General features: G+C 61.1%; 7 protein-coding genes and 3 pseudogenes. 5 read left to right on the top strand and 5 right to left on the bottom strand.

All coding sequences use genetic code 11. The features are described 5' to 3' along the window. Window positions 1-952 precede the first annotated feature (952 nt). A complete protein-coding gene (locus tag AC5RU7_RS12280; protein ID WP_494052454.1) occupies window positions 953-2,326 on the top strand; it encodes a hypothetical protein in 1,374 nt (457 codons plus the stop codon). A gap of 95 nt (window positions 2,327-2,421) precedes the next feature. On the opposite strand, the gene AC5RU7_RS12275 is transcribed toward AC5RU7_RS12280, so the two are convergent. Both AC5RU7_RS12275 and AC5RU7_RS12270 read right to left on the bottom strand, forming a co-directional pair. Continuing rightward, window positions 2,422-2,847: a helix-turn-helix domain-containing protein gene (locus tag AC5RU7_RS12275; RefSeq protein ID WP_494052453.1), complete on the bottom strand. Its 426-nt coding sequence runs from the start codon at window positions 2,845-2,847 to the stop codon at window positions 2,422-2,424. Window positions 2,848-3,495: 648 nt separating this feature from the next. Then, on the bottom strand, window positions 3,496-6,687 hold the full coding sequence (locus AC5RU7_RS12270; RefSeq protein ID WP_494052452.1) for a type I restriction endonuclease subunit R: 3,192 nt from the start codon (window positions 6,685-6,687) through the stop codon (window positions 3,496-3,498). Between the two features lie 98 nt (window positions 6,688-6,785). Between AC5RU7_RS12270 and AC5RU7_RS12265 the strand changes: the two genes are divergently transcribed. Further along, window positions 6,786-7,562 carry a hypothetical protein gene (locus AC5RU7_RS12265; protein WP_494052451.1) on the top strand — a complete coding sequence of 259 codons (777 nt, stop codon included), beginning with the start codon at window positions 6,786-6,788 and terminating at the stop codon, window positions 7,560-7,562. Between the two features lie 20 nt (window positions 7,563-7,582). Here the strand turns inward: AC5RU7_RS12265 and AC5RU7_RS12260 are convergent, their stop codons facing one another. Beyond that, window positions 7,583-10,225 (bottom strand): N-6 DNA methylase, encoded by a 2,643-nt coding sequence (locus AC5RU7_RS12260; RefSeq protein WP_494052450.1) that lies wholly within the window; start codon window positions 10,223-10,225, stop codon window positions 7,583-7,585. 585 nt (window positions 10,226-10,810) lie between these two features. Between AC5RU7_RS12260 and AC5RU7_RS12255 the strand changes: the two genes are divergently transcribed. Together AC5RU7_RS12255 and AC5RU7_RS12250 are read left to right on the top strand one after the other, a co-directional pair. Then, complete coding sequence (locus AC5RU7_RS12255; RefSeq protein WP_494052449.1) at window positions 10,811-11,131, top strand: helix-turn-helix domain-containing protein; 321 nt, start codon at window positions 10,811-10,813, stop codon at window positions 11,129-11,131. A 102-nt stretch (window positions 11,132-11,233) separates the two neighbouring features. After that, a pseudogene (locus AC5RU7_RS12250) lies at window positions 11,234-12,054 on the top strand (amidase family protein). Here the strand turns inward: AC5RU7_RS12250 and AC5RU7_RS12245 are convergent. Further along, complete coding sequence (locus tag AC5RU7_RS12245; RefSeq protein ID WP_494052517.1) at window positions 11,951-13,327, bottom strand: IS30 family transposase; 1,377 nt, start codon at window positions 13,325-13,327, stop codon at window positions 11,951-11,953. The pseudogene AC5RU7_RS12250 and the gene AC5RU7_RS12245 overlap by 104 nt on opposite strands. Window positions 13,328-13,657: 330 nt before the next feature. Between AC5RU7_RS12245 and AC5RU7_RS12240 the strand changes: the two are divergent. Beyond that, window positions 13,658-13,966, top strand: a pseudogene (locus tag AC5RU7_RS12240) (amidase); the annotation flags it as partial. 153 nt (window positions 13,967-14,119) lie between these two features. On the opposite strand, the pseudogene AC5RU7_RS12235 reads toward AC5RU7_RS12240, so the two are convergent. Beyond that, a pseudogene (locus AC5RU7_RS12235) lies at window positions 14,120-14,421 on the bottom strand (YciI-like protein). Window positions 14,422-14,480 lie beyond the last annotated feature (59 nt).

Raw genomic sequence — 14,480 nt, 5'->3', positions numbered from 1 at the left:
CGTCGAACTAGGGACGGCTCGCCCGGCACCTGGATGTCACCGCGGCGGAGGCGGTGGGGCCCATATACGTCATTTGTGGCGGCACGTCCAACCGTTTCAAGCCACGTCAGAACGACTTCGTTTGGGCGTCGGTGCGCTTTTTGGAGTCCGGCGCCTGTCCCAGGCTGTGGAGGTGGGTACACCTCAGCGCCACAGTCAGGGACCCTCTAAATAGCGTTGTGACTATCAGCGATAAGTGGCGGCGTTTCAGCAGCGTTATTTGGCGCACGGGCAGCCCGCAAGTGGATAGGCTTACGGACGGCGGATCAGGTGCCGAGGAAGTCCCACTCGCTACCTAGCACCCACCGCAGCGCGCTCATCTTCCCGCTTCTGAATCCTGGTTGTATGAGGGAGCCACGTTCCCCTAAGAAGGTCTCTGTGAGAGGACCTCAATAAATCTATTGAGACGCAGTGAAAGAATACGAATTCACTCCGGCACTCGTGGCCCGACTTGATCCCGGTGGGTAGGTAAACTGACTCCGGTGCCCTCCGGCGGCCATATTTACGAGCAGAGGTCGTTGTAATGGGGAGACAGAGCAGAGCCAAGCGTGAGCGACGGGAGGCAGGGCTTCCTCACCTTTCTGTGGAGAAGAGGAGGATGGCCGAAGGTTGGTTCGCGCAGGATCGTGGGATGACGCTTGGGCCCACGATTATGGACTTCCTTGCGGCGACAGAAGTCGACGGGCACTTGTGGATTCGACAACGACTTATCGCCAACCATAACGTTCGTATGGTGGCTACCGCACGTCTCCCAGCCGAGTACCTTGTGGAATGCTGGACGCCGCTGAGACACCTAAGTCTGCTCTACATTGGACTCCGCCAATCTGGCTACAATCGTGACCGACACCCATCTAGTCACTCCGGTGAATGGGCGGACCAGCTCCAGTGGGGACTCGACAGTATTCAGCAATCCGTGCGACTTCTCCTCTCCGGTCAGTTAGTCGGAGCCGCCGTTATCGCGAGAAGCCAACTCGAGCGCTGGACCCTAAACCGAGCCTTCCAAATCGACCTACATCAACACCCAAAGGAGTCAACGGCAAATTTCGTGGGTAGGGTCTGGAAAAAACGACCATTCGATCGATACCGCTTTGGCCAGACCGACCTGCTCATCGACGGACGGGAAATACTCCCTGAGGAGGTCATGCAGGGCCTGCACAATATCATCCACGCTCGGGCGCACGTAGACGTCTTGGATTGGGCCAACGGTGGGTTTATCGATACGAAAGTTGATGCGCGTCCTGCGCTGAGAGTGGTTGCAGATGCCTTGGTGCTTGCAACTCAGCAACTTACACTCTGTATCGCTACCCTGTTGCAGGAAAACGGGAAACCGAGCATTGCGCGGGCCCTAGTAGAAAACATTCCTTCCATCGAGCGAATTGGTGTTTCGCCTAGGCCGGGTACTTGGTGGCCAGTCAATCTTTTGTTGATTCAGGGTTCCGCCGCAGTCCAGATTCACCGGGCCGCTGCTAACTTTGAAGCAGTCTGCCGCGGGGAAAGACCCGCCGGTCGGGCCTACAACAACGGGGAGTTGATGGAACTTTGCTTCACCAACTACCGGTCCAGATCCATTAGGAACGCTGCGGCAGCCTTTCTAATGGAATCCGAGAGGGTGGGTCCCCTCACGCAGGACAACCTAGCTGGAAGCGAAACCCCGCCGCTTATAACCAGTGAAATGGCAGCGGTTTTGGCGTCCTGGCTTCCCTTGGACAGTCCGATCCATGCAGCAGCAGCAGCAGTGTCGGACGCGCTCCGGGGGTCCTATTGGCTCTGGCTCGAGGACGACATGCGCGCTATGGCGACGCTGCGCGTCGTTCTAGAACAAACCGCCAGAATGAGGGTTTGGAGACTGAAACCCCAGCAGGCTGTCGGCCTTGAAGAGAATTCGACCCCCACCCGGTGGCTGGAACGCGCTGGGTGGCGGCGCCTAGCCTCGCTGAACCGGGTGTTGGGGGAGATGTCCCACCTCCGCCTAGGCGTGGGATGGGGGGAAGCGTTCAATCTGCTAGTGCTGTTGAACCCCGATGCGTCTCCCGAAGAAGCGCCATATACAGCCCGCCGACAAGCGCTTGAGGCGGTAACACGATTGGTCATGAAGGAACTCCGTGAACAGGTGCGTGATCTGGACTCAGACGTGGGATCGGCATTCGACGCGATAGCGGAAGAGATCTTTGCGGGTGGCCCTGCTGTTGACAAACGACTCGATGATTACCTGAACCATGTTCAAACGTTTCGTTCATACACTTTCCCGATAGGAAGCCGAGGCTCGGGAGACGTATCTAGTACTTAGACGGTCAAGGGACAGGGGAAACCGCAGGGTGATGAAGAAAGTCACGGGCGTTGCCAATCGTTCCACGCCGAACCGCAACCCACTCAAGGCGCGCCTCACTGAAAGGACGCACCGGGCCTAAAGGAGGCCGGTTGCCTTATAACTTCCTTCTGCCCGTAAGCCGGTCGATCAACGTGCCGCGCGAGTCTAGCAACGGGTTCCGTGCAGATGCTGGCCACGGCTGTGTACTTGAGGCCCGCATAGGTTCGGGACATACCGAGATCGCGGGCAACGCGGAATACCGGTTGTCCTTGCTCGATCAGCCGGCGGGCGTTGGCAATTTGGCTTTCGGATAAGACGGGGCGTCGGCCGCCGAGGTCCATGGCGGCGTCCCGTCGCTTGGTGTTCGAATCGTTGACGCGTTCTCGTTTGATCTCGAGCTCCATCTGGGCGAGGGATGACATGGCGGTGAAGACCATAGAACCCATTGGGGTGCCCGTGTCGACGTTCCCGCCACCGAGGTTCAGGACCCGAAAGTCCACCTTCTGCGCCCTCCGTTAATTAGCGTGGGCAAGCATGTTCGACGTCGAGCGACCAAGCCGATCAAGTGTCGTGACGATTAGCGTGTCATTTGCCTGGACCCCGCCCCGAGCACTTTGTCGAACTGAGGGCGACGGGCGTGGGCGCCGCTGACGCCGTGGTCGAGGTAGAGGTCATTACGACGAACCGACTTCGCTTCACTGGGCCAGGTATACGGATTGTTGAGCAGGACCTTGTCAGGCCATGATCTTCGACCAGCGCATCCGGGATCGAGCGGACACCGGTACTGCCATTGTTCTTGGCACACACGATCCTCAGTTGCTTATGCAGGCCGCAACCAGCTGCCTGGTCATTGATGAGGTCGTTGCGACAGTGGATACAGAGAGGGAGCGCAGACTATTGCAGGCTCCTGACTCGATACAGATTTCGGCTGAGTCGGTCACTGGACCGAACATTGTTGAGTTCACGCGCAGCGCCGCCCCGGCAGTACAACAGAGGTCACTCCTCCTTGCGTGAGCCATGTCGTCGTTGAGTGGAAGGTCAGAAAGCCTTTCTTGGTCATGTCACATGCTCCTGATCGTTAGTGCCGGGTTGATGCTCCTGACGGTAGAAGCGATCACCGACAGTCTGTTCGACTTCATGGCCGGACATCACTCCCCGAATCCCCGTCCAGCCTCGACCCGACGGTGCACTTCTTGCCAGAAGGCGGTGCCGAGACTCGCGACCAGGGCGTCCACGCCGGTCCCGTCGCTGAAGAAGTAGTCGGTGATCTTCTTGTTCGCGCCGTAGCTGTCCGAGACCGAGCCCAGCAGTTCAGGCTTCAGGTCGGGACTTTCGACGAACTGCTTGTTCGTGTTTACCGCAGCCTGGGTGAACAGCACCTCGTTCTCTAGCATCGCGCGCAATGCCATCTCCAAGAAGGAGACCTTTGCGCCCGCCGAGAACTCCTCGTCGCCGAACAACTCGTTGAGTCGTTTGATGACAGCCTCCATAGCGATCAGGACCGGGTCCTTCTTCATGCCGGAGCCCGCGGCCGTCAGACCGGACAGACCGACGTTCTCGCCCAGGCAGAGCTCATGCCTGCCGGTGTCGACCTGCTTGATGTTCACGAGCGACACGTCGCCCAGGTCGACGTCGCTGCTCCAGTTGGTGTCGCGGATGAGCCGCTCCAGTAGGCGCAAGAAGATCGCGCGCTTTTCCAGTTCCGGGTCGGCGTAGTCGACGACCTGGCTCATGAAGTCGTAGAGGCGCACGAACGTCGCGACGTCCTTGCGGAACATGTTGAGTTCGTCGATGGCGGCCTTGTCGCCCGTGCCGCCTCCTGCCTGCAACGCGCCCGCGTAGGCTGTTTTGAAACGCTGCTTGGCCGGGGCCATGGCTGCATTCAGGGCGTTATGAGCACCCTTGCCGCCCTTGACCCAGACGTGGGCGACAGCGTCGACCTCGGCGTCGGTGAAGATGGCTGCCTGGTCCAACTTGGCCGAGACGTCATGGACCAGATTCGGGTCCGTGGCGGTCTCCAGGAACACATCGGTGTAGTACGGCTCGAAGGACCGGCGGATCTCCTCGGGGTCGTTGACGAAGTCGAGGATGAACGGCTGGGCCTTCTCGGTCCCGGCGGGCGTCGTGTAGACGCGGTTGAGCCGCGAGAGCGTCTGCACGGCGGTGACGCCGGACAACTGCTTGTCGACGTACATCGCGCACAGCAGCGGCTGGTCGAAGCCGGTCTGGAACTTGTTGGCCACGAGCATGACCTTGTAGTCGTCTCCAGCGAAGGCTGTGCGCAGATCCTGACCCCCCAGACCGGGGTTCATATTCGACTCGGTGAACTTGTCTGGTCCCGACTCGATGTCCTCGACCTCACCCGAGAACGCGACGAGCGTCTTCATGGCATAGCCGTTATCGGCGATGTACTTGTCGATGGCGATCTTGTAGCGCACCGCGGCCTTGCGGCTGTCAGTAACGACCATTGCCTTGGCGTGGCCATCCAGCAGTCCCTCGACGTTGGAGCGGAAGTGCTCCACAATGATTCGGACCTTCTGGCTGACGTTCGTGGGATGCAACTTTACCCACTTCATCAGGCCCTTGACCGCGGCCGATTCGTCGACCAGTTCGACGTTGGCCTGAGGCTCCTGGCCGTCGCCAGCAGCCGTCACCTTACCGTTGGTGGCCCTGACGGCGATCTGGAACGCCGTGGCGTAGGTCTGGTAGCCGGGCAGCACGTCCAGGATGTACTTCTCTTCGATGGCCTGCTTCATCGTGTAGACGTGGTAGGGCACGGGCGGCAGATCTTCGCCGTACGGGCCACCGGGCTTGCGCCCGAACAACTCCAGCGTCTTGGCCTTCGGCGTGGCCGTGAAGGCGAAGTAGGAGATGTGCTTACTGTTGGCCCTTGACGTGGCGTCGGCGGCCAGGACCGCCTCGACATCAAAGCCTCCGCCGTCGGCTATGGCGGAGCGCTCCTCGGCTGAGAGCACCTCCTTCAACTTGTTCGCCGTCGAGCCGGTCTGCGAGGAGTGTGCTTCGTCGGCAATGACCGCGAACTTCTTGCTTCCCAGGCCCTTGGTCTTGCGGATGGTCTCCATGACGAAGGGGAACGTCTGGATCGTCACCACGATGATCAGGCGCCCGTCGAGCAGCGACTTGGCCAGTAGCGCCGACTTCGAGCCGAGGCCGGACTTGGCCACTGTGTCGTCGTCGATGGCGACCACGACACCGGTTCCGCCGTCGATCTGACGGATGGCCTCCTGCAACTGGTAATCAAGCACAGTGCGGTCGGTGATGACAATGACCGAGTCGAAGACCTTGTCGTTTTTCGTGTCGTGCAGGCGCGCCAACCGGTGCGCGGTCCAGGCGATGGAGTTGGTTTTGCCCGACCCGGCTGAGTGCTGTATTAGGTAGCGGTGGCCGGGGCCCTCGGTGCGGGCGGCATCGCCGAGCGAGGTAACGACGTCCCACTGGTGGTAGCGCGGGAACAGCAACGTCGTGCGTGTCTCGGGCTTTCCCGTGATCGGGTCGTACTTCGTCGTGTTCTCGGTGTGCATGAACTTGCCGAGGATGTCGAGTAGGGCGTCACGGTGCAGCACCTTCTCCCACAAGTAGGCGCTTGCCGATTTGCCGTTGGCCGCAGGCGGGTTGCCGCCTCCGCCGTCAAAGCCGAGGTTGAAGGGCAAGAAGCGGGTCTTGACGCCGGCCAACTTCGTGGTCATCCAGATCTCGTCGTTGGAGACAGCGAAGTGCACCAGTGCCCGGCGCCCGGATGCGAACAGCGGCTGCTCGAGACCGCCGGGGTCCTTGGGCATGCGGGTCTTCTTGTACTGCTCGATGGCCTCATTGACCGACTGGGTGAAGTCGGTCTTCAACTCCAGCGTTGTCACTGGCAGGCCGTTGACGAACAGCACTAGGTCGACCGAGCGCTTGTCGGCAGTCGAGAAATAAACCTGGCGCACGACCCGAACGCGCACCTTGTTGTAGTCATCAACGGTCTTCTGGTTGAGGGTGGTCTCCGGTTTGAACTGGGCCATGTAAAACTTGGCCGAAACCTGTTTGAAGCCGTTGCGCAGGACGTGCAGGGTGCCGCCGCCATTGGGAATGGGCGTGTCGAGCACCTTGACGAGGCGGTCGAGCAGGTTGGCCTTCTGCTTCGACTCATCGGGCGCCCCGGCCTTAACGACCTTGGCGAGCGAATCGGGCTGGGTGTCATCGAGCCAACCGAAGATGTCCTCGGGAAAGAGCGCACGCTCCTTGTCGTAGCCTTTGGAGTCGGTCGAGTACAGCCAGCCGTTGGCAGCCAGGTGCTCGCAGATCTCGGTCTCAAAGGAGTGCTCGTTGTAGGTGGCCATTAGTTAGATTCTCCCATTCATGCACGATCGTGAGCGGTCGCCGACACACTGACTCGCGTCTGTTTTCTCAACTCCATCTCAATCGAAAGGCAGAGCCGGTGCCCATCATTCCGCCCAAGTCCCTGCGCGAATCCGTACATGAGACCCTCAAAACCCTGCTCTCGGACAACCCGATGGCGACATCCTCGGAGTCGTTCGTGCAGCATTATGTCGAGTTTGCGCTGCTTCACGAGGCGAGGGACCCGCGGTACTACCTGCGGATCGGTATCAACTATCACGGTGGCGGCGTCCAGCACGTGCTGCTCGACAAGGACGGCACCCTCATCGGATGGAACCCAAACGGAGATCCGCTGGGCATTGCAGGTGATGCCAAGGTTCTGCTGTCTGGAGTAACGATCTTCCCTCGTGACCGAGACGAACAACTGAAGAGTGACACCAAAGTTGGCGGCGGAGACATACCGGCCGGCCTGTACGTCCGGGCGGAGTTCAAGGTTCGCGGATGGTTGGGGAAGACCAAGAATCTCGGCGGTGCGCAACTGGAGAAAGACATCGACTTGGTCAAGTCCGACCGTGCGGACCTGCTGGTGATCTGTCTGTCGGAGACGGCTCACCTGAAATGGCGTGGTGGAGGGCCTCTGCATCAGGCGGGGCGACGTGTCGGCACCGGTCGCTTCGCGCAGTTGCTGGTTGATCCCACCCTCATCAGCTCGTGGCCAACGGCGCGAACAATGACATTCGAGGGCCAGGAGTGGGCGACGACGACAGACTGTGTCATCGGAAGCGCCACGTCGTCGATGCCCGGCGCCATCCACTATGTGACGCTGGCTTGGCGTACAGAAACAGTTATCACCCCTGACGTCGCGCCGAGCGCATAACCTGTCTGAACGTGTGACTTTCACGTGAACTGCTCATCGACAGGCGCGGCGAGTGCGACGAGCATGTCCATGCCCCGTCGGCGAAGGCGAGCCTGCTCGGTGAGGGATTCGAAGAGACGACGTGCCCGATGGAAGTTTGCGATAGTGCCTGCGAAGTCCATGGTTTCTTGAAGCGTCGCGGGTGGCACGACCACGGGGATAGACGCCAACTTGTCCGCGTTGATCTCCATGAAAGTAGACCCTTGGCCGAGCGATTCGAGGAGCCCTTTAGACGCCATCAGTTGAAAGGCCAGACATGCGCTGGAGACAACCTGCGGGCGGACCACTAAGCCCTTGCATCCCTGATTAAAGGCGGTGTCGACCTCGTTCATCGCGACACTGCCGATTGGAGCGCGCGAACTGATAAGTACGTTCCCTGCCGGAAGAAGACGCGAGCTAGCCAGCCCCAACTCCGTTAAGGTCCGGTCCGTGCGCCGGATGAAGCCATCCCCCCTGTTGATGTCCACAGGCGTGGCCCAGTGGAAAGAGCCGTCCCAGTTGTGGGCCTCAGGGGAGGGAGTGCCCCCGTTGATGATTCTCGCCGCTCGGCGAAGCGGAACGACAGGCCACCCTTGATCTTGGGCCATCTGTCGGAAGTGGCGCGCGAAGTCGGCAACGGCAGATGACAGTTCACAGGCTTCGCTCTCGTCGGCGGCAAATCGTGCTTGAACAGCCTCCATGTCATACGAGGCTGGGTCCCGCCTAAAGACGCGTGCGAAGGGGATCTCGTAGCCGGTCTTGGTCTTCGTGTGATCAATCCAGGCGTCCGGGACGTGTTCGGTGATCTCCGTTTCGAAATACGCGCGGATCACCGCTTCCCGCTTGCTTGCGCCCTGCCGGGAATCACCCGCATCGCCCGGCGGTGCCCAGCCAAACGGAATATTCTCGGTGTAGCGCAGCGTCGTGTCCGGCTCGGGTAGGCCCTTGCGGTCTGTGCAGATATCAGCACTTTCGTCGCGCTCGGAGAGCAGGGTCAAGATTGTTTTAATCTCGGGCGCGGAGAACTTGATGCCGCGGGCAGAGGCCTGGGCCTTCAGCGCGGCCAAGAACGCCTCGCGATTGGTAAAAACTTCGTCGCCGAGGGCTTCGAAGACTTCATACCCGCGCATGATACCGCCAGCGATCGGAACGGGCCCACCACCCCCCTCGCCTGCTGACCGCGCGCGCGATCCACAGAAGTTGAGCCGCAGCGGCCTCTCAACTGTCACCGTCCAGTAGCCGAAGTCCGTGCAGTCGAAAACGCGGCTGAACTGGGCGAAGTCCGGCTTTTGTTCGTTAAAGGCGTCGTAGATCGACAGAATGTTTGCGCGGTCCACCTCGGAGATCTCGCGGGTCTTATCACCAAGATTCTTGGGCATCTTGCTGTAGAAATTGGAACCGTCTATCAACTGGATTTTGCCGACTCGTTCGGGTCGCTTGGCGTTGTCAAGAATCCAAATGTAGGTCGAGATGCCCGTGTTGTAGAACATGTTTGTCGGCAGAGCGACTATGGCTTCGACGAGGTCGTTTTCCAGCAGATAACGGCGGATCTCGGACTCGCCTGAGCCCGCGCCACCGCTGAATAGAGGCGAGCCGTTGAGGACTATTCCGGCTCGACCACCGCCGTCGTGAACCGGGCGCATCTTGTGAGCCAGGTGGGTCAGAAAGAGCATCTGGCCGTCACCGATCTTTGGCAGGCCGGGAGCGAAACGGCCGTGGGCTCCGGTGGCGGAACGCTCTGCCCTAACGGCGTCGGAAGCAGCCTTCCAATCCATCCCGTAGGGCGGATTCGACATGCAGTAGTCGAAGGTCCGGTCCGCAAACTTGTCCTCTGCCAGTGTGTCGCCGAGACGGATATTGGTGGCGTCCTGGCCCTTGGCGATCATGTCGGACTTGCAGATGGCGTAGGATTGATCGTTGATCTCCTGCCCGAACATCACCAGGCGTGCGTCCGGGTTGAGGCCGGGCTTTTCCGGCGTGCCGACAAAATGGTCCTCGGCGACCGAGAGCATGCCGCCAGTGCCTGCGGTGGGGTCGTAGATCGTGCGGATGAAGGCGCCTTCGGTTAGCGCCGCGCTGTCCTCGGCGAAGAGTAGTTCGACCATCAGCCGAATCGCGTCGCGCGGCGTGAAGTGCTCACCTGCCTCTTCGTTCGAGGCCTCCGCGAACTTGCGGATGAGTTCCTCGAACAGGTCGCCCATCTCGGGATTCGGCACCGTGTCGGGATGAAGGTCGACCTCGGAGAACTGACGCACTACGAGCATGAGGCGATTCTTCTCAGCAAGCGTGGCAATCTCGTTCTCGAACTTGAAGCGCTCGAAGACGTCGATGTTTGGCGAGAAGCCGTTGATGTAGTCGGTGAGGTTCGCAGCCAGACTGTCCGGGTCGGCGACGATGCGCGCGAGGTCGAACTTGCTGGTGTTGTAGTAGCCGAGACCGCACTCTTTGAGCACCCGCATCGCCAGCATGTTCGGGTTCTCGATGCTCTGAGTCAGTTCGCGCATGCGGTCGCGCGAGGCGGCCATCTGGCAGTCGAGGCGCCGCAGGATCGTCATCGGCAAGATGACGTTGCCGTACTGGTTGGGCCGGTAAACGCCTCGAAGTTGGTCGGCGATGCCCCATACGAAATTCCCTAGGCTGCTCACGTTGATGCCGTTCCTCTCTAGTTTGTTACTCGCAGATGCTCCCGCGCTGACTACTACCTTGCCGTGTGCCACCGACAGTTGCGCTGATGGCGTTCGCGGGCACACAGTTACGTGTCGCTCCGTGCCTGGAACTCACGGGAAGCCCTAGGATCGTACCGGAATCGCGCTCGGTTCATCTGTGCCTACCCGAATCGAACTGACGACCAGCGCACTAATGTTCGGTTCTTCGACGCCCGTCTCGGCACGCTTATGTCGCCCGCATAAAAGTTCGGACATCGCTCGATTCGCTTTGTGACTCCCCCAACCACCAGTCGCGTTGTTCGTCATGTTGCACCGGCCGCAGGGCGTGCCAGCTAGTTCGGACCTTCGCTATTGACACCAGCTGACCCGATAAGTTCCATCGGTGGACCAGCAGGCCATTTCCCGTGGATCTAACCGAAGAGGCCTGTCAAACCATCGGATGTGTCAACAGTCACCTCCTTTGATTGATGTCTACCGGTGGTTCTAACATTACCCTAAGACAACATTAAATGTAGTCTCTGGCAATATGGCTGCTCAAGTAAAGGAAGGTGACAAAATGACTGAATGCCCCGGTACATTCGTCCCCCAAGCTCCCAGCCCAAGGAAGTAGAGATGGCCATCGAGTCATTTGGGACGATGTTCTCCCGCGCAATACTGAGGCACCTCTCCATCCACGGACCAACTGGAGCAGCTGACTTGGCGCGTGAACTTGGAACCGACCCCAACACCGCACGCCGGACGCTCCAAGGACTTGAAGATGCGGGCTTGGTAGAAGCGGATGTCCCCGCGGGGCACCGGCGGGGACGCACTGTCAATTTCAACGTGTGTCCGGAGCGCCTGGAGCAGCTGATAGATGGGCTCAAGGATTACTTACGAGGGCGTTAAATGTTCTTCCCTTGGCGCGGTTGCACCGCGCACAGGCGGCCACAATGTTCTGCACGCTTGTAGACCTTCTTCCGGCGGACCCCGCCTTGATACATTCGGTTAATGGAAAACTGCCCTTTGGGGACGCCACCGCGCTCGCCTCTGCGGTCCGCGCCGGTGAGGCTTCCGCCGAGGAAGTCATGGCGGTGTCGCGATCACGGGCCGATGCAGCCCCCGATCTTTTATCCAGGAGGATGGGACGGGGCTGCCGTTGCCGAAAAGGAGGTGGACCGCCGTCGTGCCCGCGGTGAGGACCCCGGGCCGCTGGCCGGGGTTCCACTCAGCGTCAACGACCTCATCGCCGTGTCAGGTATGCAGCTGACCGGCGGCAGTGCCGCCTACGCCGGAAACGTTGCCACATCCACTGCCATTGCCGTGCGGCGTCTGCAGGAAGCCGGCGCCGTGGTGACCGGCAAAACCAACTGCCCCGAGTTTGCGTTCGGGCCGTCACTGAGAGCGCCGTCGGGGGCCGGACGCTCAACCCCCGGTTTCCAGGCGCGACGGCGAGAGGCTCCAGCGGGGGAGAACCCGCTGCCGTCGCTGCCGGCATTTCGGCACTCGGCTTGGGCACCGACTACGCCGGATCTCTGCGGTGGCCCGCGCAAATGCGTGGCCATCACCGCGCTGCGGCCCACCCCGCGTTCTGTCCCGACCTGGGCATCGTTCCGGGAGCGGATGGCTTGTACGGGGTCGATAACCCGGCTCCGCGCGCGGCCCGCATTCAAACGGCCACGCAGGTCATCGGACCGCTGGCATGGTCAGTGCGGGACCTGGACGGATTCAACCGGTCGTCGCAACACCGAGTTGTTGAACTGATCGTAGCTGTTCGTCGAGTGCTTCGGCGGGAGTCTTCCAGCCGAGCGTTTTGCGTGGCCTGGTGTTGAGGGTGTGCGCGATCGCCACGAGATCATCGTTGGTCCATCGGGACAGGTCGGTGCCCTTAGGGAAGTATTGGCGCAGCAGACCGTTCGTATTCTCGTTCGTGCCCCGCTGCCACGGGCTCTTTGGGTCAGCGAAGTAGACCCTAACCCCGGTGTCGACGGTGAATCTGGCGTGGTCGGATAGTTCCTTGCCGCGATCCCAGGTCACTGATTGTCGCAGCTGATGGGGCAGCGTCGTTATCGTCTTGGCGAGGGCGTCTGCCATTGTCACGGCACCGTAGCCAGCCAGTGCGGGTCCGTTCTTTGTCCGTGGGATGACGCCGTAGCCTTCTCCGCGGGGTAGGTGGATCAGCATCGTGAACCGTGTCGTCCGCTCGACCAGGGTGCCGATCGCCGATCGCTGCAAACCAATCACCAAGTCCCCTTCCCAGTGCCCGGGAACGGCGCGATCGGCGACTTCAGGAGGGCGCTTGCTGATGAGCGTCTCCTCAGTGACATGAGCCCAGGACTGCCGCGTCGACCGGGCTCTTGGTACGCGCAGGGCACGACCCGTGCGCAGGTGCAGAACGAGTTCGCGTTTGAGCGCTCCGCGGCCCTGAATATATAGCGCCTGGTAAATCGCCTCATGGGAGATCCGCATGGACTCATCATCCGGGAAATCGGCCTTGAGCCGGTTCGAGATCTGCTCCGGACTCCACGCCGTCACCCACTCGCGGTCGCCCCGATGCGGCTTGTTCCTGCCCTTCCACTCAGGCGCACCAGGGCCGGCGACGATACGACCGTCAGGCGCCCGGACAACACCGGCAAGCTTGTCCTGCACGTACTGATGCAGCCGCTCATTCGTTACAAGTTTGGCGGTCTTCGGCCGTTGGGCGAACCGTTCTGCCTTCCATTGCGCGACCGACGCACGGTAGTCAAGCTTCCCAGCGCGAGTAGCTGCGTTCCGGCGCAGCTCCCTGGAAATCGTTGACGGGCTCCGCTTCAGTTCCTGGGCGATTTTCCTCACGCCGGTGCCCTGCGCATTCAATAGCGCGATCTCCTCACGTTCTTCGAACGAAAGGTACCGGCCTTTGAGCGGGGCAAGCAGGAACGTCGGCATGCCGCCACGATCCCGGAACCAGCGGGTTCCGGCCGCCTGCGACACGCCAACCAATATCGCCGCCCGCTCGCTCGTACACCCCGTCGCGATCTCACGCCAGAACGCCCGCTCGGTATCCCGCCTTAATGACGGCTTCCCCGGCGATTTCATGACAGGCCTGCCCGTCGCCACTTTCATCCAACCTGCTGGCCTGCCCATCGCTACCTCCGAAATCGAGGTGTTGCGACGACCGGTTGAATCCGTCCTGCGTTCGGCGCTCAAAGTGCTCTCCGACTCCCATCCGGGGCCTTGGGGCCTTGGGTGGCGGGGCGGCCCCGAACACTGTCGCGGTGGCGTGGAGTGACGGTTCGGCACTGGGGCCGGTAGGGGGCGAAGTGTCAGCAATGATCGCTTCCTTGGCGGAGCAGATCGCGTGGGATGTCCGGGCAATGACGCGCAAACCGGATCTGTTTGCGGCATCGCTGGCTGCCTATGACCGGCTTCGCCCTCTTGATCCAATGATCCATCATGCCGGCTGTCGCCGGCGGTGAGCACTTGATCCTCCCCGCGAATCTTGAGGCAATCCAGCGCTCCATGCACCTTGACACAGCTAGCCTCGCCACGGCTGTTGCCGAATCCGAACAAGCAAGACGGCGGAACCTGGCCATCTTCAGTACCGCTGACATCGTGCTCCTGCCGGTAGCCGTCGTTCCTGCCTGCGACGTGGCCGGGAAGCTGGACATTGACGGCCAGTCCATTTTCGGCTGGGACATCATGGGCCAGTGCCGGGCCGTGACCGAGCTCGGCGCACCTGTTGTTTCGCTGCCGGGGGCGGTGTCAGCCGAGGGGCTGCCCCTCTCCGTGCAGGTTGTCGCGGCCCCTGGTGCGGATGCGCTCGCGCTGGACTTTGCCGAATGGCCCCAGAGCTTCCCCGCCGTGGGCCCGCTCAGCGGCCCAATCCTTCGGTTGAGCTCGAGTACCAGTGGGAGCTTAGGGGCGGACGGGTGTGGCTGCCCCGTGTCCCACCACCGTTGTCCAGGGGGCAGCCGATCCACGACGTCACGACGCCAGCGGTGACATAGGGGGCGGCGGCTGCAAAGGCTTTTGCCGCCTCAAGTGCCTTTTCGCCGGTGAAGATCAGCAAACTTTGAAGGGTCCTTCGCCAACTGCCCTGCCCAGCAGGAGCTCGCCGCGTTCGACTGCTTCCCACCCCGCCCTCAGGTGGTCTGCCCGTACTGTTCGCGGCTTTCGAGGTAGTTGTCGGCGTAAGTGTATTCGAGCACGGCGTGCATGCCTGTCTCCATATCGTTCAGTGGTTTCGTTCGTTGTAGACGTAGCCTACCCAGCGGGA

This window comes from Arthrobacter sp. K410C, from assembly GCF_059090105.1.
The sequence above is the reverse complement of the archived record's forward strand: the minus strand, read 5'-3'. Positions and strand labels throughout refer to the sequence as shown.